Source organism: Streptomyces sp. NPDC058457 (assembly GCF_042720695.1).
Classification (GTDB): domain Bacteria; phylum Actinomycetota; class Actinomycetes; order Streptomycetales; family Streptomycetaceae; genus Streptomyces.
In genome coordinates this window covers 1-16963 of the sequence record NZ_JBHXLU010000152.1, presented here as the reverse complement: position 1 = coordinate 16963, position 16963 = coordinate 1, and the positions used below count along the sequence as shown (strand labels likewise).

The 16963-nt window shown below is 69.5% G+C and carries 15 protein-coding genes and 1 pseudogene; 3 read left to right on the top strand and 13 right to left on the bottom strand.

The window, feature by feature from the left end; all coding sequences use genetic code 11:
- Positions 1 to 41: 41 nt before the first annotated feature.
- The gene (locus ACFWPS_RS52510; RefSeq protein WP_383721303.1) at positions 42 to 647 is read left to right on the top strand and encodes a TetR/AcrR family transcriptional regulator; all 606 of its coding nucleotides are present in this window, start codon (positions 42 to 44) and stop codon (positions 645 to 647) included.
- A 264-nt stretch (positions 648 to 911) separates the two neighbouring features.
- Here ACFWPS_RS52510 and ACFWPS_RS52505 read toward each other — a convergent pair whose 3' ends face one another.
- The 4 genes from ACFWPS_RS52505 to ACFWPS_RS52490 form a co-directional block, all read right to left on the bottom strand.
- The gene (locus ACFWPS_RS52505; RefSeq protein WP_383721301.1) at positions 912 to 1322 is read right to left on the bottom strand and encodes a nuclear transport factor 2 family protein; all 411 of its coding nucleotides are present in this window, start codon (positions 1320 to 1322) and stop codon (positions 912 to 914) included.
- A 2-nt stretch (positions 1323 to 1324) separates the two neighbouring features.
- Positions 1325 to 2131 (bottom strand): MBL fold metallo-hydrolase, encoded by an 807-nt coding sequence (locus ACFWPS_RS52500; protein ID WP_383721298.1) that lies wholly within the window; start codon positions 2129 to 2131, stop codon positions 1325 to 1327.
- 38 nt (positions 2132 to 2169) lie between these two features.
- Positions 2170 to 2787 carry a DsbA family protein gene (locus ACFWPS_RS52495; RefSeq protein ID WP_383721296.1) on the bottom strand — a complete coding sequence of 206 codons (618 nt, stop codon included), beginning with the start codon at positions 2785 to 2787 and terminating at the stop codon, positions 2170 to 2172.
- Between the two features lie 173 nt (positions 2788 to 2960).
- Positions 2961 to 3479, bottom strand: a complete 519-nt coding sequence (locus ACFWPS_RS52490; RefSeq protein WP_383721294.1) for a MarR family winged helix-turn-helix transcriptional regulator — start codon at positions 3477 to 3479, stop codon at positions 2961 to 2963.
- A gap of 977 nt (positions 3480 to 4456) precedes the next feature.
- Between ACFWPS_RS52490 and ACFWPS_RS52485 the strand changes: the two genes are divergently transcribed.
- Entirely contained in the window at positions 4457 to 5068 is a 612-nt protein-coding gene (locus tag ACFWPS_RS52485; RefSeq protein WP_383721292.1) for a TetR/AcrR family transcriptional regulator, read from the top strand.
- A gap of 194 nt (positions 5069 to 5262) precedes the next feature.
- Here ACFWPS_RS52485 and ACFWPS_RS52480 read toward each other — a convergent pair whose 3' ends face one another.
- Both ACFWPS_RS52480 and ACFWPS_RS52475 read right to left on the bottom strand, forming a co-directional pair.
- A complete protein-coding gene (locus ACFWPS_RS52480) occupies positions 5263 to 6462 on the bottom strand; it encodes a cytochrome P450 (RefSeq protein WP_383721289.1) in 1200 nt (399 codons plus the stop codon).
- Positions 6463 to 6569: 107 nt separating this feature from the next.
- Entirely contained in the window at positions 6570 to 6764 is a 195-nt protein-coding gene (locus tag ACFWPS_RS52475; protein ID WP_383721286.1) for a ferredoxin, read from the bottom strand.
- 414 nt (positions 6765 to 7178) lie between these two features.
- On the opposite strand from ACFWPS_RS52475, the gene ACFWPS_RS52470 reads away from it, so the two are divergent.
- Positions 7179 to 7913 (top strand): SDR family oxidoreductase, encoded by a 735-nt coding sequence (locus tag ACFWPS_RS52470; RefSeq protein WP_383721284.1) that lies wholly within the window; start codon positions 7179 to 7181, stop codon positions 7911 to 7913.
- Positions 7914 to 8248: 335 nt separating this feature from the next.
- Here the strand turns inward: ACFWPS_RS52470 and ACFWPS_RS52465 are convergent, their stop codons facing one another.
- The 7 genes and pseudogenes from ACFWPS_RS52465 to ACFWPS_RS52435 all read right to left on the bottom strand — a co-directional run bounded on the left by ACFWPS_RS52465 (position 8249) and on the right by ACFWPS_RS52435 (position 16277).
- The gene (locus ACFWPS_RS52465; protein WP_383721281.1) at positions 8249 to 9283 is read right to left on the bottom strand and encodes an ABC transporter permease; all 1035 of its coding nucleotides are present in this window, start codon (positions 9281 to 9283) and stop codon (positions 8249 to 8251) included.
- Positions 9280 to 10839, bottom strand: coding sequence for a sugar ABC transporter ATP-binding protein (locus ACFWPS_RS52460; protein ID WP_383721278.1), 1560 nt, complete (start codon positions 10837 to 10839; stop codon positions 9280 to 9282). The genes ACFWPS_RS52465 and ACFWPS_RS52460 overlap by 4 nt, the downstream gene beginning before the upstream one ends.
- On the bottom strand, positions 10836 to 11981 hold the full coding sequence (locus tag ACFWPS_RS52455) for a sugar ABC transporter substrate-binding protein (RefSeq protein WP_383721275.1): 1146 nt from the start codon (positions 11979 to 11981) through the stop codon (positions 10836 to 10838). The genes ACFWPS_RS52460 and ACFWPS_RS52455 overlap by 4 nt, the downstream gene beginning before the upstream one ends.
- Positions 11982 to 12558: 577 nt before the next feature.
- Positions 12559 to 13779: pseudogene (locus tag ACFWPS_RS52450) on the bottom strand (IS110 family transposase).
- Positions 13780 to 14015: 236 nt separating this feature from the next.
- On the bottom strand, positions 14016 to 14351 hold the full coding sequence (locus ACFWPS_RS52445; protein ID WP_383721272.1) for a hypothetical protein: 336 nt from the start codon (positions 14349 to 14351) through the stop codon (positions 14016 to 14018).
- Positions 14348 to 15262 (bottom strand): thioredoxin family protein, encoded by a 915-nt coding sequence (locus ACFWPS_RS52440; protein ID WP_383721269.1) that lies wholly within the window; start codon positions 15260 to 15262, stop codon positions 14348 to 14350. Before ACFWPS_RS52440 ends, ACFWPS_RS52445 begins: the two co-directional genes overlap by 4 nt.
- 82 nt (positions 15263 to 15344) lie before the next feature.
- The gene (locus tag ACFWPS_RS52435) at positions 15345 to 16277 is read right to left on the bottom strand and encodes a redoxin domain-containing protein (protein WP_383721266.1); all 933 of its coding nucleotides are present in this window, start codon (positions 16275 to 16277) and stop codon (positions 15345 to 15347) included.
- Positions 16278 to 16963 lie beyond the last annotated feature (686 nt).

Genomic DNA, 16963 nt, shown 5'->3' with positions numbered 1-16963 from the left:
GGTGTCCACTGAGCTACTGGCGACCACCGAGTAGGGCGGGAATGGACACCTCGCAGAACCAGATCCTGGACGCCGCGGAGCATCTGTTCGGCACCCACGGCTACGCGAACGTGAGTATCCATCGGGTGTGCGCGGAGTCCGGTCTGCCGGTCGGATCCGTCTATCACCACTTCGGCAGCAAGGCAGGCGTGCTCAGAGCGGTACTCAAGCGCGGCATGGGGTCGTTCTTCGACGAGTTGCCCTGGTTCGACGACCTGGAAGGTCCCCCGTTCGATCGCCTTGCCGCGCACTACGCGATTGCGGGCGACCTCATCGCGAAACGGCTCTCGTTGTTCAGGCTGTTCGCCTCGCTTCAGTTGCACCAGGCCGAGAACGAGGAAGTCCAGTCGATCGTCGACGACAGCGTGCAACGTGGCCACGCGCGAGTCGTGGTCTTCATCGAAGCCGTCGCCGACAGCTGTGGTGTACGCGACTCCGCCGAGTGCGCGAGAGAACTCGCGACACTCAACATGGTGTTCACCACCGGACTTGTGGCTTCGGGCGGCAGCGCGGGGATCGACATCAGGACGGGCATCGGCCGCCACCTGCACCGGCTCGTCCTGGCATCGATCCTGGACCGTGTCTCGGGCCCGCCGACCGATCCCTGAGAAGAAGGACAGCAGCGTCACCTTCGGCGGGGACGAGCTGCACAACCACGGCAGCAAGCCCCTCGTCGTCGACAAGGTCACGCTGAGCAGGGCGAGCTGTCGCAGATAGGCGCGGCCCACGGGGCCCGGCCTGCCGTTACCGGGCAGGAGAGGTGCGTTTCTCCTGCCACTGCACGTCCATGGGCTCGCGTCGCCGCACCATACGCGCGTCCTGCCCAGCACCCCAGGCGATGCGCCGGACCACCAAGAGTCACCAGAAACGATCTAGGCGCTCATGGCGTCGCGGACGAGTGCGGTGTCGACGAACTGCTCGAAGCGAACGATGAGTCCGCCGCGTACGACGAAGTGGTGGGCGACGCGGACGTCGATCGGTTTACCGGTGGCCTTGTTGGTCGCGGTGTAGCGGGCCAGGACGACGACGTTCTCGCCGTCGACGACGTAGGTGTCGTCATGGGCGGTCCACTCGTCCCACTCCTTACCCAGTTGCTCCATGACGCGGGAGGTGACGCCGTCGGGTGTGCGGTAGGTGCCGGCGAGAGGGAAGCCGGCCATCTCGGTCCACTCCACGTCAGGGGCGAGGGTGGCGCGCAGGGCTTCCAGGTCGCCCGCGGCGGAGGCCAGGTATTGGCGGCGTACGACGTCGGCGGGTGCGGTGGACTCACTGAACTCGGTCATGATCAGCCCCACTTCATCTCCCCCTTGGCGACCTTCGCGCCGATCTGGGCGGCGATCAGCATGCCGTTGTCGGGGTAGCGCTTGACGAGTGCCTCGGTGAGCGCGGCGCCGTCGGCGGCCTTGCCGAGTTCTTCCTCGAAGGCGACGAGGTAGTCGCGGGTGGCGGTGATGGCGGAGGCGTCGGCGGGGGTGCCGGGCAGGCGGTGGCCGGGGACGACCAACTCCGGGTTCAGGGCGGCCATTTCGTCCAGCAGGTCGGTCCAGGAGGCGCGGTCGGCGGGGGTGGGGGTGTCGGCGACCCAGACGTGCTCCTGCTGGAAGAGCAGGACGCCGCCGAGGAGGGCGCGGTGCCCGGCCTGCCACAGGTAGTGGCGGTCGGGCAGACCGGCCGGGCCGCCCTTGAGCTCGAAGCGGTGGCCCTCCACGGTTAGGTCGTCGGTCAGCGGGGTGAGGTCGACCAGGCGGGTGGGGAGGTTGGGGCCGAGCGCCTCCCATGCCCTGAGCTTGCCCTCGTAGGAATGCTGGATGTGTTCGATGACGATCGGGGTGGCGACGAAGACGGCGTCCGGGAAGGCGTCGGCGAGCACCTCGGCGCCGAAGTAGAAGTCGGGGTCGGCGTGGGAGACGAAGACGGTGGTGAGTGTCTTGCCCGAGTCGAGGATCTCGGCGGCCAGGCGGTGGCCGTCGGCGCGGGTGAAGGCGGCATCGACCAGCAGCGCCTCCCTCTCGCCGGTGACGAGGGTGGCGGTCTTGTTCTTGCTGCCGGCCGGGAAGTCCAGGTCGAGGACTTTGAAGGACAGGGCACTCACGGTTGGCTCCTTGCGGATGACGGTGGGGAGAAAGATGGTCAGGAGGTATGGAGGGCCGCCAGCCGACGGTCGACTTCGTCGGCGGTGGCATGACCATGAGCCAGAGGGGTGGCGGAGTCGCCGTCGACGGCCAGGAGGGTGGGGAAGCCGATGACGCCGAGCGAGGCGGAGCGGTGGAAGTCGGCGCCCACCGCCACCCGCACCTTGGACCCCTCGAAGGCCGCGACGACGGCGTCGGCGTCCAGTCCGGCCTCCTCGGCGAGCTTCCGGTAGGTCGCGGGGTCGGAGAGGCTCAGGCCGTCGACGTAGAAGGCTCGCTGCAGGGCGACGGCGAGCTCGGCCGCGCGGGCCGGAGCGCCCTGGCGCAGGGCGGCCACCCCGCGCGCGGCGGCCTCGGAGTCCATCACGAACGAGCCGTCGGCGATGAGGCGCTCGTAGCCCTCGCCGAACTCGGCGCCGGTCAGCTCGGCGATCTGGGCGTTCGCGCCCTGGACGTAGCCGAACTCTCGGATCGGCACCCGGCGTGAGCCGGTGAACAGACCGCCGGAGACGACCTCGACCGGCAGCTCGGGATGACGGGAGGCGACCTCGCTCAGGGTTTCGGAGAACCCGTGGGACCAGCCGCAGTAGGCGTCGAAGACGTAGACGAGCTTCATCGAGGACCTCGGCAGAGATGGGGCGCCCGCCGGACGCGAGCGATTCACCTGATGCAACAGTAACTGACGTATCAGATATTTCGCCGTCTGTGTGACGGCTGCCACGTCCAGCTTCTGGTCCCACTACAGAATTGGATCCGGCCGGCCGCAGCTTCGGGGGCCGTCAGGGTCTGTCAGGGCAGGCGGGGAAGCTCGTCCCGCGCGGAGTGGCTGAGGAGCCGAAGGTCCTCGGCGAACCGGTCGCGGTCCTCGGGAGGCAAGGGCGCCAGGAAGTAACGGAGGATGTTGTCCCTGTGCAGCCGGGCCGCCCGTACGGTGGTCTCCTCGCCGGTCGGCGTCAGGCGCACCAGGCGGCCACGCCGGTCGCCCGGGTCCGCCGTCCGCTCGACCAGCCCGGCCGCCTCCATCCGGTCCACCAGACGCGTCACCCCGCCGGTTGTCAGCACCTGTTCCTGGGCGATGGCCCGCATCGGCAGCCCGGGATCGCCCGCGCGCCCGAGAATGAGCAGCACCTCGAACATCAGATGGCTGATGCCGCACTCACGCTCCAGCGAGCGCCCCAGGATGTACTCCAGCCGGTTCGCGGCGCCCTGCAACCGTCCGAACGCCAGCACCAGCGCGTTGTTCGCGGCGTCCTCGGGAGTCGAGATCTCCGGACCCCGGTCGTCGCCGCGGTCCTCCACAATTTGCATCCACTGATCATGCCTTGCCGGGACGCCCCAGCCTGCGCGGCTGAAAGATCCGGGGTGCCATCCACATGCGCCGCCGGCCCCGAAGACTCGAAGACGGTCATGCAGGGCTCACCCAGGCCGTGGGAGTTGCCTTGGTGCACTGCGGTGAGACCAGGTATGGCGAGGCCAGAGGGCCGTGCCACGGACGGATCCCGCTGCCGTCGCCGAGGCCGATACGTCCGGGGGCGCCCCTCGACGACCCTTCTCGCGACGTAAGTGATCAACTGGTGGGTTCATTTGGGGTGTTGGCTGGGCTACGGTCACGTGCACGACCGCCGACGATCCTTTCATCGGAGACCTCGCCCGCCGGATCTCTGAGGCGACCCGAGAACGCTACGCGTCGCCCCCTGAACGGCAGCGACTTGGCATGCGGCAAACATCGCCTGATGCGGCGCTGAAGCCGAAAGCGAAACAGGCAACCGAGAATCAAACACTCACTCAGAGGATACTCGTCATGGAATAGTTCACGCTGTTCGTGCGCGCGAATCCGTTCCTTCGGACTCATGTGCCGACGTGAATCACTTCATGCCTAAGCCTGCATTGTGCCGTTCCGACGAGCGGAACTCCTTACTGCGTGAACCAAACGGGTTCACTACAACCGAGTATGTCGACTGAATGCACGGCTGAGGAGCGGACATGATGGAAACCGCCGCCGACGCACGCGGAACGAGTCGAGTGGTCGAAAGTTCACGTGGACTGCTGGAGGGCCGATGCGGAACACCGGGACTTCCCACCGCAGAGCGAGGCCCCGGGACGGTCAGGATCAAGAACCACGGACCGAACATGGTGCCGTGATACTCCCGTTCCACGTCATTTCCGGTTCTCATCGAGTTCTTCGCCCCGCACGGAATCGACCAGGCATCGCTCGTCCAACTCTCGGCGGTTACAAGACAGTTGCCCACCGGGGACTCCATGGCGCCGATCGACAAGGATTGATCGTGGATACCACTCCGTGCAGCGCCACCAAGATCTTGGACGCCGCCGAACAGCTCTTCGGCTCTCGGGGCTACGCCAACGTGACCATCAGCCAGATCTGTGAGGTGTCGTGTCTTCCGGTCGGTTCGGTCTATCACCACTTCGCCAGCAAGTCCGGTGTACTGCGAGCCGTGCTCTGGCGCGGCATGACGGCGTTCTTCGAGGGCCTCCCCGCCGTCAACGACGTGCCCGCCCCGGCTCGCGAGCGCCTGGCCGCCCATTACGAGGCCACGGCCGACCTCGTCGCCGAGCACGTGCCGCTGTTCCGGCTGTTCGCCTCGCTGCAGCTCCATCCGTCCGACGACGGGGAAGTGCGGGCGATCGCGCGGGCGGGCAACGAGCGGCGGCACAGGTGGGTGGGTTCCGTCATGGAACAGGTGGCCCGAAGCTCCAGGATCCCCGACGCCGACGTGTTCGCGGAAGAACTCACCGCGCTCAACATGGTCTTCGTCACCGGCCTCGTCGCCCACGCGGACTGCGGCCTGGACGTCAGGACGGCCATCAGTTCCCATCTGTACCGACTAGTACTGACCTCGATCATCGACCGCATCGGTTCACCGTCGACGGGTTCATGACGCAGCGCGGTCACGTGCGAGTGCGGAGCGCGGGGCCGCGCGGCGAGTAGAGCCGGCTCGGTTCTCGATCAGCGGGATCAAGGTATCGAACGGCACGGTCCCCTCACGGATGTGGCATGCCGTGCTCCGGCCCCGGGACCCGCTCGTCGGCCGTCCCGGTCAGACGGGTGCGGCGGTCACGAAGCCGGGTCCGGTCAGCTAAGGACCACGTCCAGCCGAAGGGGCCGGTGCAGGATGTCGCCCGGGGTCTTCTCCCAGACGTAGTCCTCGGTCAGCCGCATGCCGGGGTAGCGGTCGAGCAGCGTCTCCAGCATGATCCGCACCTCCAGCCGGGCCAGCGGAGCGCCCAGGCAGGTGTGGATGCCGTAGCCGAGGGACAGGTGCGGGGGGAGGGTCTCCCGGTCGAGGCTGAACTCCTGCGCCGCCGACCCCCACACCTGCTCGTCGGCTCCCGCCGACTGGAGGCTGAGCAGGACCTTGCTGCCGCTCGGAATGGGGCTTCCAGAGAGCTCAGCACCGTCCTTCGCGGTGCGGATGACGAACCGGAGCGGGGGATCGTGGCGGAGCGACTCCTCCATCGCCATGGGCAGCAGTGCGCGGTCCTGACGCACGCGCTCCCAGAGTCCGGGGTCCCGCAGAAGTTCGTAGGTGAGGTTGGTCGCCAGACTCCTGGTGGTGTCGGTGCCCGCGAAGACCAGTTGCAGCATGTGGCCGGCGGCCTCGCGCGTGGTGAACTCCTGCTCGCCCGGTTCGGCGTGGACGAGTCCGTCGATGACGTCGTCCCCGGTCGGGCCGGCCGCCCGGCGACGCTCCACCTCGCTGGTCAGGAACCGGAAGAGGGCCTCGAAGTCGGGGCCCCGGAAGCCGTTCGGCACCAGTGCCGCGGACACCCGGTCCGTCCAGCCCTGGACCTCGTACCACGACTCCTCCGGAAGGCCCAGCAGCGCGAAGACGACCTGTGCCGGGATCCGGTTGAAGAACAGGGCGTACAGGTCCGCGGTACCGCTCTCGGGCAGGCCGCCGGCGATCCTCTCCGTGATCTCCCGGATCCGCGGCTCCTGCTTCCGCAGCTTGGCGGGGGCGAACCACTTGCGCAGCCGGGCCCTCAGCACGGTGTGGTCGGGGGGGTCCATGCGGGTGATCGCCGCGGAGGGCGGGGCCACCGAGTCGTCCAGGGTGAAGTTGCCGTGGTTGGAGAAGTACGCCGGGCAGTTGAGTGCCTCGCGTACGTCCTTCTCGGCCGCGACGACGCTGATGCCGGCGCGGGGATGCGACACCGGGCAGCTGCGGCGTGCCTCGGCGAGACGTTCGGCCGCCTCCTGCTGGTGCTGGGGGTTCAGCGGGTCGAAGGGAGCGGACGGGGTGGTGGGTTCGGTGGGTACGGAAGTCGTCATGGCGGCTCTCCAGGAGATGACGTGGCTCGGGGGCAGGATCGCGAACGGCGAGGAGATGTGCGAGAGGGGAAGGCGGGAGGCGCGGCCCGGCCATGGGCGCCCGCACATCAGCCGCGTAGGCGCAGAGCGGCGACCGGACAGGTACGTGCCCCCGCCTCGGCCTTGGCACGCAGCTCCGGCGGCACCTCGGTGACCAGCAGCTCCAACTCTCCCTCGTCATCGAGCCGGTAGATCTCTGGAGCCACCTGCTCGCACAGCCCGTGGCCTTCACATCGGTCATGGTCGAGGTCGACATACGCCACGTTCGATCTCCTCTGTCGGGACGGCGGGCGGAAAGGAGCACGTGCGTGAGCGGCCGCCTCACCGTCGCCGGTTCCACAACGGCCGCGCGCATGACAGCGGCCGGCCCTCGGGAACCGGGCCCACTGGTAGATGGCACCCACACATGTTCCGGCAATCGGCGAACCGTCCGGTGTTCCTGTTCCGGCCGCTGGAACAGGAACCGCCACCGGCACCGGTGTCGGAGTCGGTCCGCCTTTGCGTGTCAAATCCCGTGGCGCAATGGGTCGTTCCGTTCGCCGGGACGCTCATGCGTCGCTGTCCGGGCAGAGTGTGAGACTTCGATGAGGTGATCAGGCGGGCCCGCGCAGGTCCGCGGCCGGTCACCGCGCACGACCCAGTCGCCGCAGCAGACCACATCGCCCGAGGAGCCACGCATGACAGAACGGAAGGCCGCCATCGTGACCGGAAGCTCCCGGGGCATCGGCAGAGCCGTCGCCGTACGGCTGGCGGCTGACGGGGCCGACGTGATCGTCAACTTCCTCAGCCGGCGTGAGGCCGCGGACAAGGTCGTCGCCGAGATCGAGGCCGAGGGGGGACGAGCCGTGGCCGTCCAAGCCGACGTCGCCGTACCCCACCAGCTCCGCGCCCTGTTCGACGCGGCGGACCAGCACTTCGGCGGTGTCGACATCCTGGTTCACAACGTGGGCTCACCGCGCTTCACCACGATCGCAGATGCCACGGACGAGGACTTCGAAATCGCCTTCACCCAGAGCACGCGCGCCGCCTTCGTCGCGCTCCGCGAGGCGGCGAACCGACTGCGCAACGGCGGACGGATCGTCGTCATCTCCAGCGGCAGTTCCCTGGACCACATACCGAACGGCGGAATCTACGGCGCCGGGAAGGCGGCCACCGACCGCCTGGTCCGTACGCTCGCCCAGGAAATCGGCCCCCGCCGGATCACTGCCAACAGCGTCCTTCCCGGAGCCACCCGGACCGACGGGCTGGTCGAGCACCTGCCCCCCGCGGCGGTCGACCAGATCGCCGCGCGCACCCCGCTGGGCCGTATCGCCGAGCCCGAGGACATCGCCGACGTCGTCGCCTTCCTCGCCTCCGACGCGGGCCGATGGGTCACCGGGCAGGCTATCCGCGCCCATGGCGGCGCGTCCTGAGCCGACAGCACCACCGCCCCCCTCCGTGCGCGCGGGACGAGTGCGCCCCCAGCACCCGCAGGGGGAAGGCCCAGCCGACAACGGTCCCATGCCGAACGCGTCCCGCGGGCCTGGCCGCGCGCCTCGGTCCACGGCGGCCCGCGCGGCGCCTCGCCTCGTGCGGCTCTCGCGGCCGGTTTCCAGGACCATGGCATGTTCATGCCTGGTGCGCACCATGCGTACCGGGCACCCTGGCCGGACCCGGCCGCACTCGCGGTGATCGACGCAAGACAGGCAGCACCTGTGGCTTACGCCTCGCGCCTCTCCACAGGTGCTGCCGGGCGTCGGGCGAGGTACTACCGCCTGGTGCGGCGATGGGCGAGCAGCGCGAGCGACACCGCGATGATGAGGGCGGCTCCGTTGAAGAGGTCGGACACGTAGGTCGGGGCACCGGCCAGCTGGAGTCCGTAGATCCCGGTGCCCAGCAGTGAGACGGCGAGAAGCGTACCCAGGACGTTCACCCGGCCGTTGGTCTTCACCTGCGTGGCGCCGAGCAGCACCGCGGAGAACGCCGGCAGAAGGTACGGCGGCCCGACGTTGGGGTCGGTCGCGCCGAGCTCGGCGGCCAGGACGACTCCGGCCACGGTCGCCATGAGGCTGGAGGCGAGAAGCGCGCACACCGACACCCGGCCGACCCGGACGCCGATGAGCCGTGCGGCCTCCTTGTTGCCGCCGACCGCGTACGCGTAGCGCCCGGCCGTGGTGAGTTCGGTGACGTAGAACAGGATCAGGCCGGCCGCGGCGACGTACCAGACCGGCGTGGGCACCCCCAGCAGCGATCCCTGTCCGAAGCTGGTCAGCCTGCTGCCCGGCGGCAGGATCACCTGGTTTCCTTTCGTGATCCAGTAGGCGAACGCCGACAGCAGGCTGCTGGTGCCCAGCGTGGCGATGAACGAGTCGACGCCGACCACGACCACGAGCGCGCTGTTGACGACGCCGACGCCCAGTCCGGTCAGGACCACGAGGAGGAGCGTGACCCCGAGGCTCCTGCCGTCGGCCTGGAGCTGGACGGTCAGTACGGCGCCGACGCCGAGCGTGGCCGCGACGGACAGGTCGAACAGCCCGGCCGCGACGGGCAGGATCAGGGCCATCGCCACGATCGCGGTGACGGACTGGTTCGCGCTGACGGTTCGCAGCGTGGTGGTGGTCAGGAAGGTGTCCGGCACCCATAGTCCATAGAGGACGAACAGTGCGGCCAGGGCGTACACCCCGCTGAGCCGGTCGAGCCCGGCGCGGTGCACGAACGCGGTGCGGAGCGTGGGCCGTTCGGCCGACGCGTCGCCGGGGGCCTGCTGGGTGTCCGCCGGGCGCAGGTCTTCGGCAGAGCTCATCCCCGGTCTCCTTCGTTCTCGGTGAGGCATGCGGCGGCGAGTGCGTCCGGGTCGACCGGCGCGGCGAACTCCGCGCTCAGCCGGCCGCGGGAGAGGACGACCACCCGGGTGCACAGCCGTGCCAGTTCTTCGTTGTCGGTCGAGCAGACCAGCACGGCGGTCCCGTCGGCCGCCGCCTCTTCGACGCGCCGGTGGATCTCCTCCCGGGCTCCGATGTCGACGCCCTGTGTCGGTTCGTCGAGCAGCAGGACGGACGGCCGCAGCCGCAGCAGCCGGGCGAGCACGACCTTCTGGCTGTTGCCGCCGGACAGCTGGGTGAGCGGGCTGCGCGGGCGCGGGCTGCGGATGTCGAGGCGTCCGACCCAGGCGGCCGTCTCCTCGACCTCCAGCCGGCGCCGGTACACCAGGCGCCGCACGAAGTCCCGGGGCCGGGAGATCGCGATGTTCTCGGCGACGTCGTGCCCGTGCAGGACCGCGTTGGCGTCGCGGTCTGCGGGCACCAGAACCATCCCGGCGGTGATCGACCTGTCGGGGCGTCCGGACGGCACGGAGGTGCCCTCAAGGGTCACCGTGCCCTGGCGCGGGAGCGCCCCGAACAGCAGCGGGGCCAGTTCCTCCCGGCCCGATCCGGTGATCCCCGCGACGCCGAGCACCTCGCCGGCCCGTATGTCGAGGTCGACGCCGTGCACGGACCGGCCGCGCACTGCTCGGGCGGCGAGTCTCACGGGTGCGGTACCGGCCGTGGGCCTCCCGGCCAGCCGGTCCACCTTGCGCCCGACCATCAGTTCGATCAGTTCGCTCTCGTCGGTGGCAGCGACGGGCTTGGTCGCGACGAGGCGCCCGCCTCTCAACACGCTGACCGCGTCAGCCAGTTCGAATACCTCGGAGAGATGGTGCGAGATGAGCACGACGCCTATTCCGCGCTCACGGACCCGGCGGACCAGGTCGAACAACTGGGCCACCTCGGGGCCGGGCAGGTTCGCGGTCGGCTCGTCCAGGACGAGCACCCGGGCCGGAGTCCGGTGCGGCGCGACCGCTCGTGCGACCGCCACCGCGGAACGCTCGCTGGCGGCGAGCTGCTGGACCGGCCGGTCCACGTCAAAGTACCGGCTGAGCGAGGCAAGCAGTTCCTCGGCCTCACGCCGGCGACTGCTCCAGCGCACCGGCATGCCGCGGACGGCGCCGTAGCCTCGCCCGAGTCCCAGGTTCTCGACCGTGCTCAGACCGCCGACCAGGCCGAGGTCCTGGTGGACGAAGCGCAGACCGGCCCGGTCGCTGGCGTCCGGGTGATGCTGTGTCAGGGGCTCGCCGTCCACCAGGATGCTCGATCCCGGATCGGGTTCGTGATATCCGGCGAGGATCTTGACCAACGTGGACTTGCCCGATCCGTTCTCCCCCACCAGGGCGTGCACCTCGGAACGGGCGACAGAGAGGCCCACCCGGTCCAGGACGGTGTTCCCACCGAAGGTCTTGCTCGTCTCCCGCACGACCAGGGCGGGCGCGTCGCGCCCCCCTGGCGTGTCGGTGGCCGCGGCCGGCCCCTTCCCGGTGGTCAACTGACCCGCCACAGCTTCTTGAACTGGTCCTGGTAGTCGGCCACGCCGATGTAGTAGCCGGACTTGTCGGCGGCGACCTTGCCGGCGTTGTCCTGGGTGACCAGCTGCAGGGGCAGCAGGGCGGCCGCCGCGGCCTGCGTGTCGGTCTTGACGTAGTCCCTCGCGAGCACGTCGAGCAGCCGCCAGTTCGCGATGTCGACCGTGTTGCCGACCCAGGCCGACTCGGTGCCCGCCTTGATGTTCGCGAGGTCGTCCGGGTCGGGTGATCCGCCCCCGATGTGGACGCCCTTCAGGCCCGCTGTGGCCAGCGCGGCCGGCACACCCTGGGCGAGGTCACCCGTGGCGAACATGAGCCACTTGACGCCAGGGTTGCGCTGAAGGAACCCCACGACGTTGGACGGCGTCTTCGTTCCCTGGTCGGTGACCTGCTGGTTGACGACGGACGTCGTACACCCCGGGCACCACTGCTTCACCCAGGACTGGAACGCGGAGACCCAGGGCGCCAGGATCGGGAAGGCCTGGATGCTGAAGACGCCCACCTTGCCCTTCCCGTCGGACTCGGTCACGAAGTACGCGGCGAGCAGCTTGCCGTACAACTGCATCTGCGGGGCGCCCAGGACGTCGCCCAGGACACCGTCGGTCTTGCCGTCGCCGGTGGCGGTGCTGACCACCTTGATGCCTGCGGCCTTCGCCTCGGCGATCTGCTTGGCGAACACGGCGGCCGGAAACCCGGCGAAGAGGATGGCGTCGGGATGCCGCGCTATCGCCGCGTCGAACGCCGCCGCCGCGGAGGCCGGTGTCGGTCCCGTGGCGATCGAGTCATAGGACCAGCCAAGCAGGTGCGCCGCCACCTTCTGCGAGGCGGCGGCCCTTTGCGCGATGGCCGTCGACGCCTGCAGATTGATGACGGACTTCCCGGTCGGGGGTCTCTCGGGAAGTGTTTTCAGATCACCGATGGACGTCGGATTGGCGATGTACTTCGCGAGAAATGCAGCCGCCTGCTTCTGACCGGCCGTGGCGGGTCCGTGTGTTTTCGTGGAGGCGGTGGTGGAACTCGAATCGGACGAGCAAGCGGTGAGGGCAGTGGCCGCCAGGCCGGCGGCCAGGACGGTCACGATGGATTTGGTGATACGACTGCCCACGGGGGCCTCCTCAGGGATCGAACGCTGCGGCTCGGCTGGAGTATTGCCCCCGATTCAGCCCGTGGCCGAAATCCGTCCCGGGGAGCGGAACGCCCCAGGTCACGTGCGTTGTACACATAATTCTTCGCCGGTTTTCAGAGCGGCATGGCCGGGGAAGACGGATCACGCGCGCGAAGTGCAAAGGTTCGGCGGAACATCCGGATTCCGCAAAGGTAAACACAGAAGGACAATGCCGGCCCTCTGGCCCCGTACCGATCGCCGAATACAACTGGCGCGCTGACAACAGAATCACCCTTTGCGAACTCCGGGCCGACGGATCCAACGCCTCCAACGAACGCAGGAATCAGCCAACTGATGTGCGAGAGCTGCATGTTGGTCGGGCGGCGACGCCGAATGCCGGATGGACCGACGGTCTCGCATTCCTCCTTGAGAGATGTGCGGGCACGATGACCGGCGGTGGCGGCGTAGGGGAGTCGCCACCACCGCCGGCCGTCGCGCCCGCACATCTCGTCGCCGCGGTGCGACCGTCTTCCGGCCCGGCGGACCGGGCGTGTCAGACACCCCATGTCGTTTGGTGTCAAGCGGCATGCGGGTGGGCGTGGTGCGACCATGCGGTCGCTTCGTCGTAGAGGGTGCGGGTCTTGAGGCATCCGTGGAGGATGCCGACGAGGCGGTTGCCGAGCTGGTGGAGGGCGGGGTTGTAGCCCGCCTCGCGGGCGCGTTGCCTGTCGTAGTAGTGACGGGCTCCGGGGGAGGCCCGCAGGGCTGCGAACGCCTGGCGCTGGAGGGCGTCGGCGAGCCGGTTGTTGCGGACGTAGCGGGCCTGGACGGTGTGGCTCTTGCCGGAGGCCCGGGTGATCGGGCTGGTGCCGGCGTAGTTCTTGCGGGCCTTCGCGGACGCGTAGCGGGTGGGGTCGTCTCCGAACTCAGCGAGCACCCGGGCGCCGGTGATCTCCGCGATGCCGGGCATCGAGAGGTAGATCTCAGCGTCCGGGTGCGCCAGAAAATGGGCCTTCACCTGCACTTCCATCGCGTCTATCTGTTCGTCGAGCGTGATGATCAGCCGCGCGTGAGCCGTGGCGGTGGCCGCGTAGGCGGCGGTGACCGGCTCGGGCAGGTCGAGCTGCGGCTCGCGCAGGGCTGTCTGGACCGTGGCCGCCTTCGCGTCGCGGTGGCGGCGGCGGTGACGGGCCAGGACAGCGGTGATCTGGGTGCGCGTCAGCTTCACCGCGGCCGCGGGGGTGGGCGCCTTGATCAGCAGTTCCAGGGCGTCCGTGCTGGTCAGCTCCAGGTCCGCGCAGGCGGACAGGGCCGCGGGGAAGTACTCCCGCAGCGTGCTGCGCAGCCGCTGGAAGGTGCGGGTGCGTTCCCGGATCAGGGTCTGGTGGGCGCGGGCGACGACCTTGACCGCCTGGGCCTGCTCACTGTCGCCGGCGACCGGCCGCAGCTGGTCCCGGTCGATACGGACCATGTCCGTGAGCGCGTCGCCCTTGTCGCTCTTGGCGCCGGACGTGCCGTACCGCTCCTTGAACCGGGCAACCTGCCTCGGGTTGATCGCGTAGACCTGGCAGCCGGAGGCGATCAGCGCCTACACCCACGAACCCCGGTCGGTCTCGATCCCCACCACCACCGCAGCCGGATCCAGGTCCCCGCCGCCGTGCTTCGCCAGGAGCTCGTGCAGTTTCGCGATCCCCTGTACGCCCTCCGACAGCCTGGCCGCCGCGAGTTTCCGGCCCGCATCATCCTGGACCTCGACGTCATGATGGTCTTCGGCCCAGTCATCGCCGATCAGCAGCAACTTCCCCTCCTTGCACGGCACTTCGCTTCCTGCAGCCAGCGGAAGGCGGCGCGCGGCCCAATGGATCCAGTGCTCACGCCCCACTGCCCGGCGGGCACGCCACCCCATCAGCGGTCTGGCCTCCCGGCCGACCAGCAGGGGCACGGTCTGACACCAGAACTCGACTACTTCCGGCGAGGTAAGTGCTCACCTGCTGGCGGCTACAGCACCGAGTCTCTCCGACCCGGCAAGTCCCATTAGGCGTGGTCGAGCGCCTGCTCCAGGGCGTGACGGACCTGCACGGGATCGGGCAGGGGGCTCGGCCGTCCGTCCCGGCGGAAGTAGACGCGGCATGTGAGGGCCGGGGGCGCGTCCTGCTCCGGCGGCTCGATGTCCCTGCCGTCGACGCGGATGGTGGGCGAGCCCGTGAAGCGTTCCCGGGCCGCGTCCGCGTCGGTGACGACCTGCACGGTCTCGATGCCGGCCGGATCCAGTCCGAGTCCCGTCATCGCCTCCTCGAGCATGGCCCGGGCCGTCCCGTGGGAGGGGCAGCCGGACCACCACAGCAGTTCCACCCGCGGGGCGGCCTTCATCGGTTCCACTTGATCGAGCAGCCCACAGGCTCGGTGTCGGCGGGGTCCAGGGCCGTACCGGCCAGCACGTGCTCCAGCGCGGCACGCAGCCAGCCCGCGTTCAGCGAGTCGTCGGCCACGTCGGCGTCGGGGGCGCCGTGATAGGCGACCGTGCCGTGCCCGTCGAGGACGAACACTTCCGGAGTGTGCCGGGCACCCCAGCGGCGCGCCACCGCCTGGCCCTCGTCGACGAGGTACGGACCGGCGAACTCCCCCTCGGTGACCCGCTTCCGGGAGTGCTCGACACCGTCCTTGGGGTTGACGGCGGGGTCGTTGGGGTTGATGTGCAGGAAGCGCACACCACGGGCCGCGTAGTCCCGCGCGGCCTGTTGCACCCTGTCGTGCCAGCCGAGGGAGAACGGGCAGTGGTTGCACGTGAAGACCACGACCGTGGCCCTCGACTCGTCCGGGCGCAGGGAGACCTCGGCGCCGTCCACGTCGGGCAGGACGAAGTCGGGTGCGGTGTCCCCCGGTCGCAACGGCTGGATCAGGTCTTCGGGTTCGGGGTGATGCGGCTGCGGGGCGATCTCGCTGATCAGGCCGTCGGCGTCGAGCGTGAACGTGAAGTCGATGGCGCCCATCGGTCCTCCGGGGCTGGGCAGCGGGGCGCCGCCGGGACCGACCCCCCGCACCGTCACCTTCCCGTCCGTCGTGACTGGCAGCACCCTCCACGCGACCTCTCCGAGCCACCCCGCGGGCATCATGAGCCCGACGATCATGACGACGTTGTCGACGCCCTGGGTCCTGCGTCCGCCGAAGTCGAACACCACATCGGGCGCGAGCACGGCCCGCATTCCCGCAGCCGGGTCGGCGGACTTCTCGGCCGCGAACCAGCCCTGAACGCTGGCGGGCGCCTTGTCCGGATACGTCATGCGCATGCCTCCCGAGAGTCGTCGCGTGGCCTGGGCGGCGCGCCTGGACGGCGCTCCTGGCTACGGTTTGCGTGCGGGGTCCTCATCGCTGTGTCCACTTGATCGAGCAGCCGACGGTCTCGGTGTCGGCGGGGTCCGGGGCCGTACCGGCGAGCACGTGCTCCAGCGCGGCACGCAGCCAGCCCGCGTTCTGGGCGGCATCGGTCGCATCCGAGTCGGGGGCGCCGTGGTAGGCGACCGTGCCGTGCCCGTCGAGGACGAAGACCTCCGGGGTGCGCCGGGCGCCCCAACTGCGCGCCACCGCCTGGCCCTCGTCGACGAGGTACGGACCGGCGAACACCCCCTCAGCAACCCGCTCGCGGCAGTGGTCCACGCCGTCCTTGGCGCCCTGCGCGGGGTCGTTGGAGTTGACGTGCAGGAGGCGCACGCCGCGGCCCGAGTAGTCCCGCCCGACCTGCTCCAACCTGTCGTGCCAGGCCAGGGAGAACGGGCAGTGGTTGCTCACGAAGACGACGACCGTGGCCGCCGCCCCCTCCTGGCGCGAGGGGATTTCACCGCCCTCGACGTCCGGCAGTACGAAGTCGGGAGCGGTGTCCCCCGCCCGCAACGGGCTGGGCAGGCCGGGCGGTTCGGGCTGGTGCGCCTGTCCGGCCAGGCCGACGATCAGACCGTCCTCGTCCAGGGTGAACATGAGGTCCATGGCATCCATCCGCTGCGCCGGCGCCCCCGGCACGAACACCCGCAACTCGGTGCCGCCGGCGCCGGTCGCCCGGACCGTCACCTGCCCCGCCGCACCCACGGGAAGCAGGCTCCACTCGGCGTCGCCCAGCCAGCCGGCCGGCATCGCGAAGGTGACCGTGGCCACGACGGCGTCGACGCCTCGTATCTTCTGCCCGCCGAAGTCCATCACGACATCGGGCCCGAGCACGGTCCGCAGTCCCGCCGCCTGGTCGGCGGACTTCTCCGCGGCGAACCAGCCCTGAACGGCGGCGGGCGCACTGTCGAGGGAGGTCATGCGCCGGCCTTCCCCGAGCCGCCCCGGGACCGCGGGAGGCGGTCCGGTCCGCGCGCCGCTCCGTTCCGGTGCTCGCGGGAATCCCTGATCCCGGCGGGCGCGCCGGCTCGTAGGCTGTTCCATACCACTGGACGTCCTCCTGAACCCCGAGACGCCGAGGCGTCGCCATGTCGGTTGTCCGAACCGGCGCCACTCGGTACGGCCACGACGACATTCACGTCACAGGCCGGGACGGCGCCCGCTTTCGGTCAGGTTCGTTCCTGGTGCTGGACACCTGGACGAGCACGCACCGGTTCCCGGTGCGGAGCAGCCAGGTGAGGTGGCTCGCCGTCACGCGGGCCACTTGCCGGGAGGCTAGAACGTCCGACTGCCCGTCACACGATCGCGTTCCGGTCTCCGGTACGGCCGCAGACAACGGCACCGCGTCCTCCCCCACGGCTACCCGCCTCTCCACGTCGACATCGACGGCAACTCCGTGGATACGACGGCTCCCACAGGTGACAGCAGGTCGGAGAAGACCGACTTGGCATTGGTTCCTAGGCGGAACAAATACTGACAAATAGCCATACCTGCATATTTGATCAGCGGAGTCAGTGATTCCTAATGCGGTCTGTCAAGCCGCGTGAGCACTGGGCGGGGTGAGTTCGTAGCATCGCCCGTCGCGGAGGAGTGCCCAGAGGACGTTG

Bases quoted from the DNA above. Each gene is read 5' to 3' on its own strand.
- ACFWPS_RS52440 (WP_383721269.1), bottom strand. From the start codon at position 15,262: ATGACGTATCCGGACAAGGCGCCCGCCAGCGTTCAGGGCTGGTTCGCG.
- ACFWPS_RS52505 (WP_383721301.1), bottom strand. From the start codon at position 1,322: ATGACCGAGTTCAGTGAGTCCACCGCACCCGCCGACGTCGTACGCCGC.
- ACFWPS_RS52470 (WP_383721284.1), top strand. From the start codon at position 7,179: ATGACAGAACGGAAGGCCGCCATCGTGACCGGAAGCTCCCGGGGCATC.
- ACFWPS_RS52490 (WP_383721294.1), bottom strand. From the start codon at position 3,479: ATGCAAATTGTGGAGGACCGCGGCGACGACCGGGGTCCGGAGATCTCG.
- ACFWPS_RS52480 (WP_383721289.1), bottom strand. From the start codon at position 6,462: ATGACGACTTCCGTACCCACCGAACCCACCACCCCGTCCGCTCCCTTC.
- ACFWPS_RS52495 (WP_383721296.1), bottom strand. From the start codon at position 2,787: ATGAAGCTCGTCTACGTCTTCGACGCCTACTGCGGCTGGTCCCACGGG.
- ACFWPS_RS52510 (WP_383721303.1), top strand. From the start codon at position 42: ATGGACACCTCGCAGAACCAGATCCTGGACGCCGCGGAGCATCTGTTC.
- ACFWPS_RS52465 (WP_383721281.1), bottom strand. From the start codon at position 9,283: ATGAGCTCTGCCGAAGACCTGCGCCCGGCGGACACCCAGCAGGCCCCC.
- ACFWPS_RS52435 (WP_383721266.1), bottom strand. From the start codon at position 16,277: ATGACCTCCCTCGACAGTGCGCCCGCCGCCGTTCAGGGCTGGTTCGCC.
- ACFWPS_RS52445 (WP_383721272.1), bottom strand. From the start codon at position 14,351: ATGAAGGCCGCCCCGCGGGTGGAACTGCTGTGGTGGTCCGGCTGCCCC.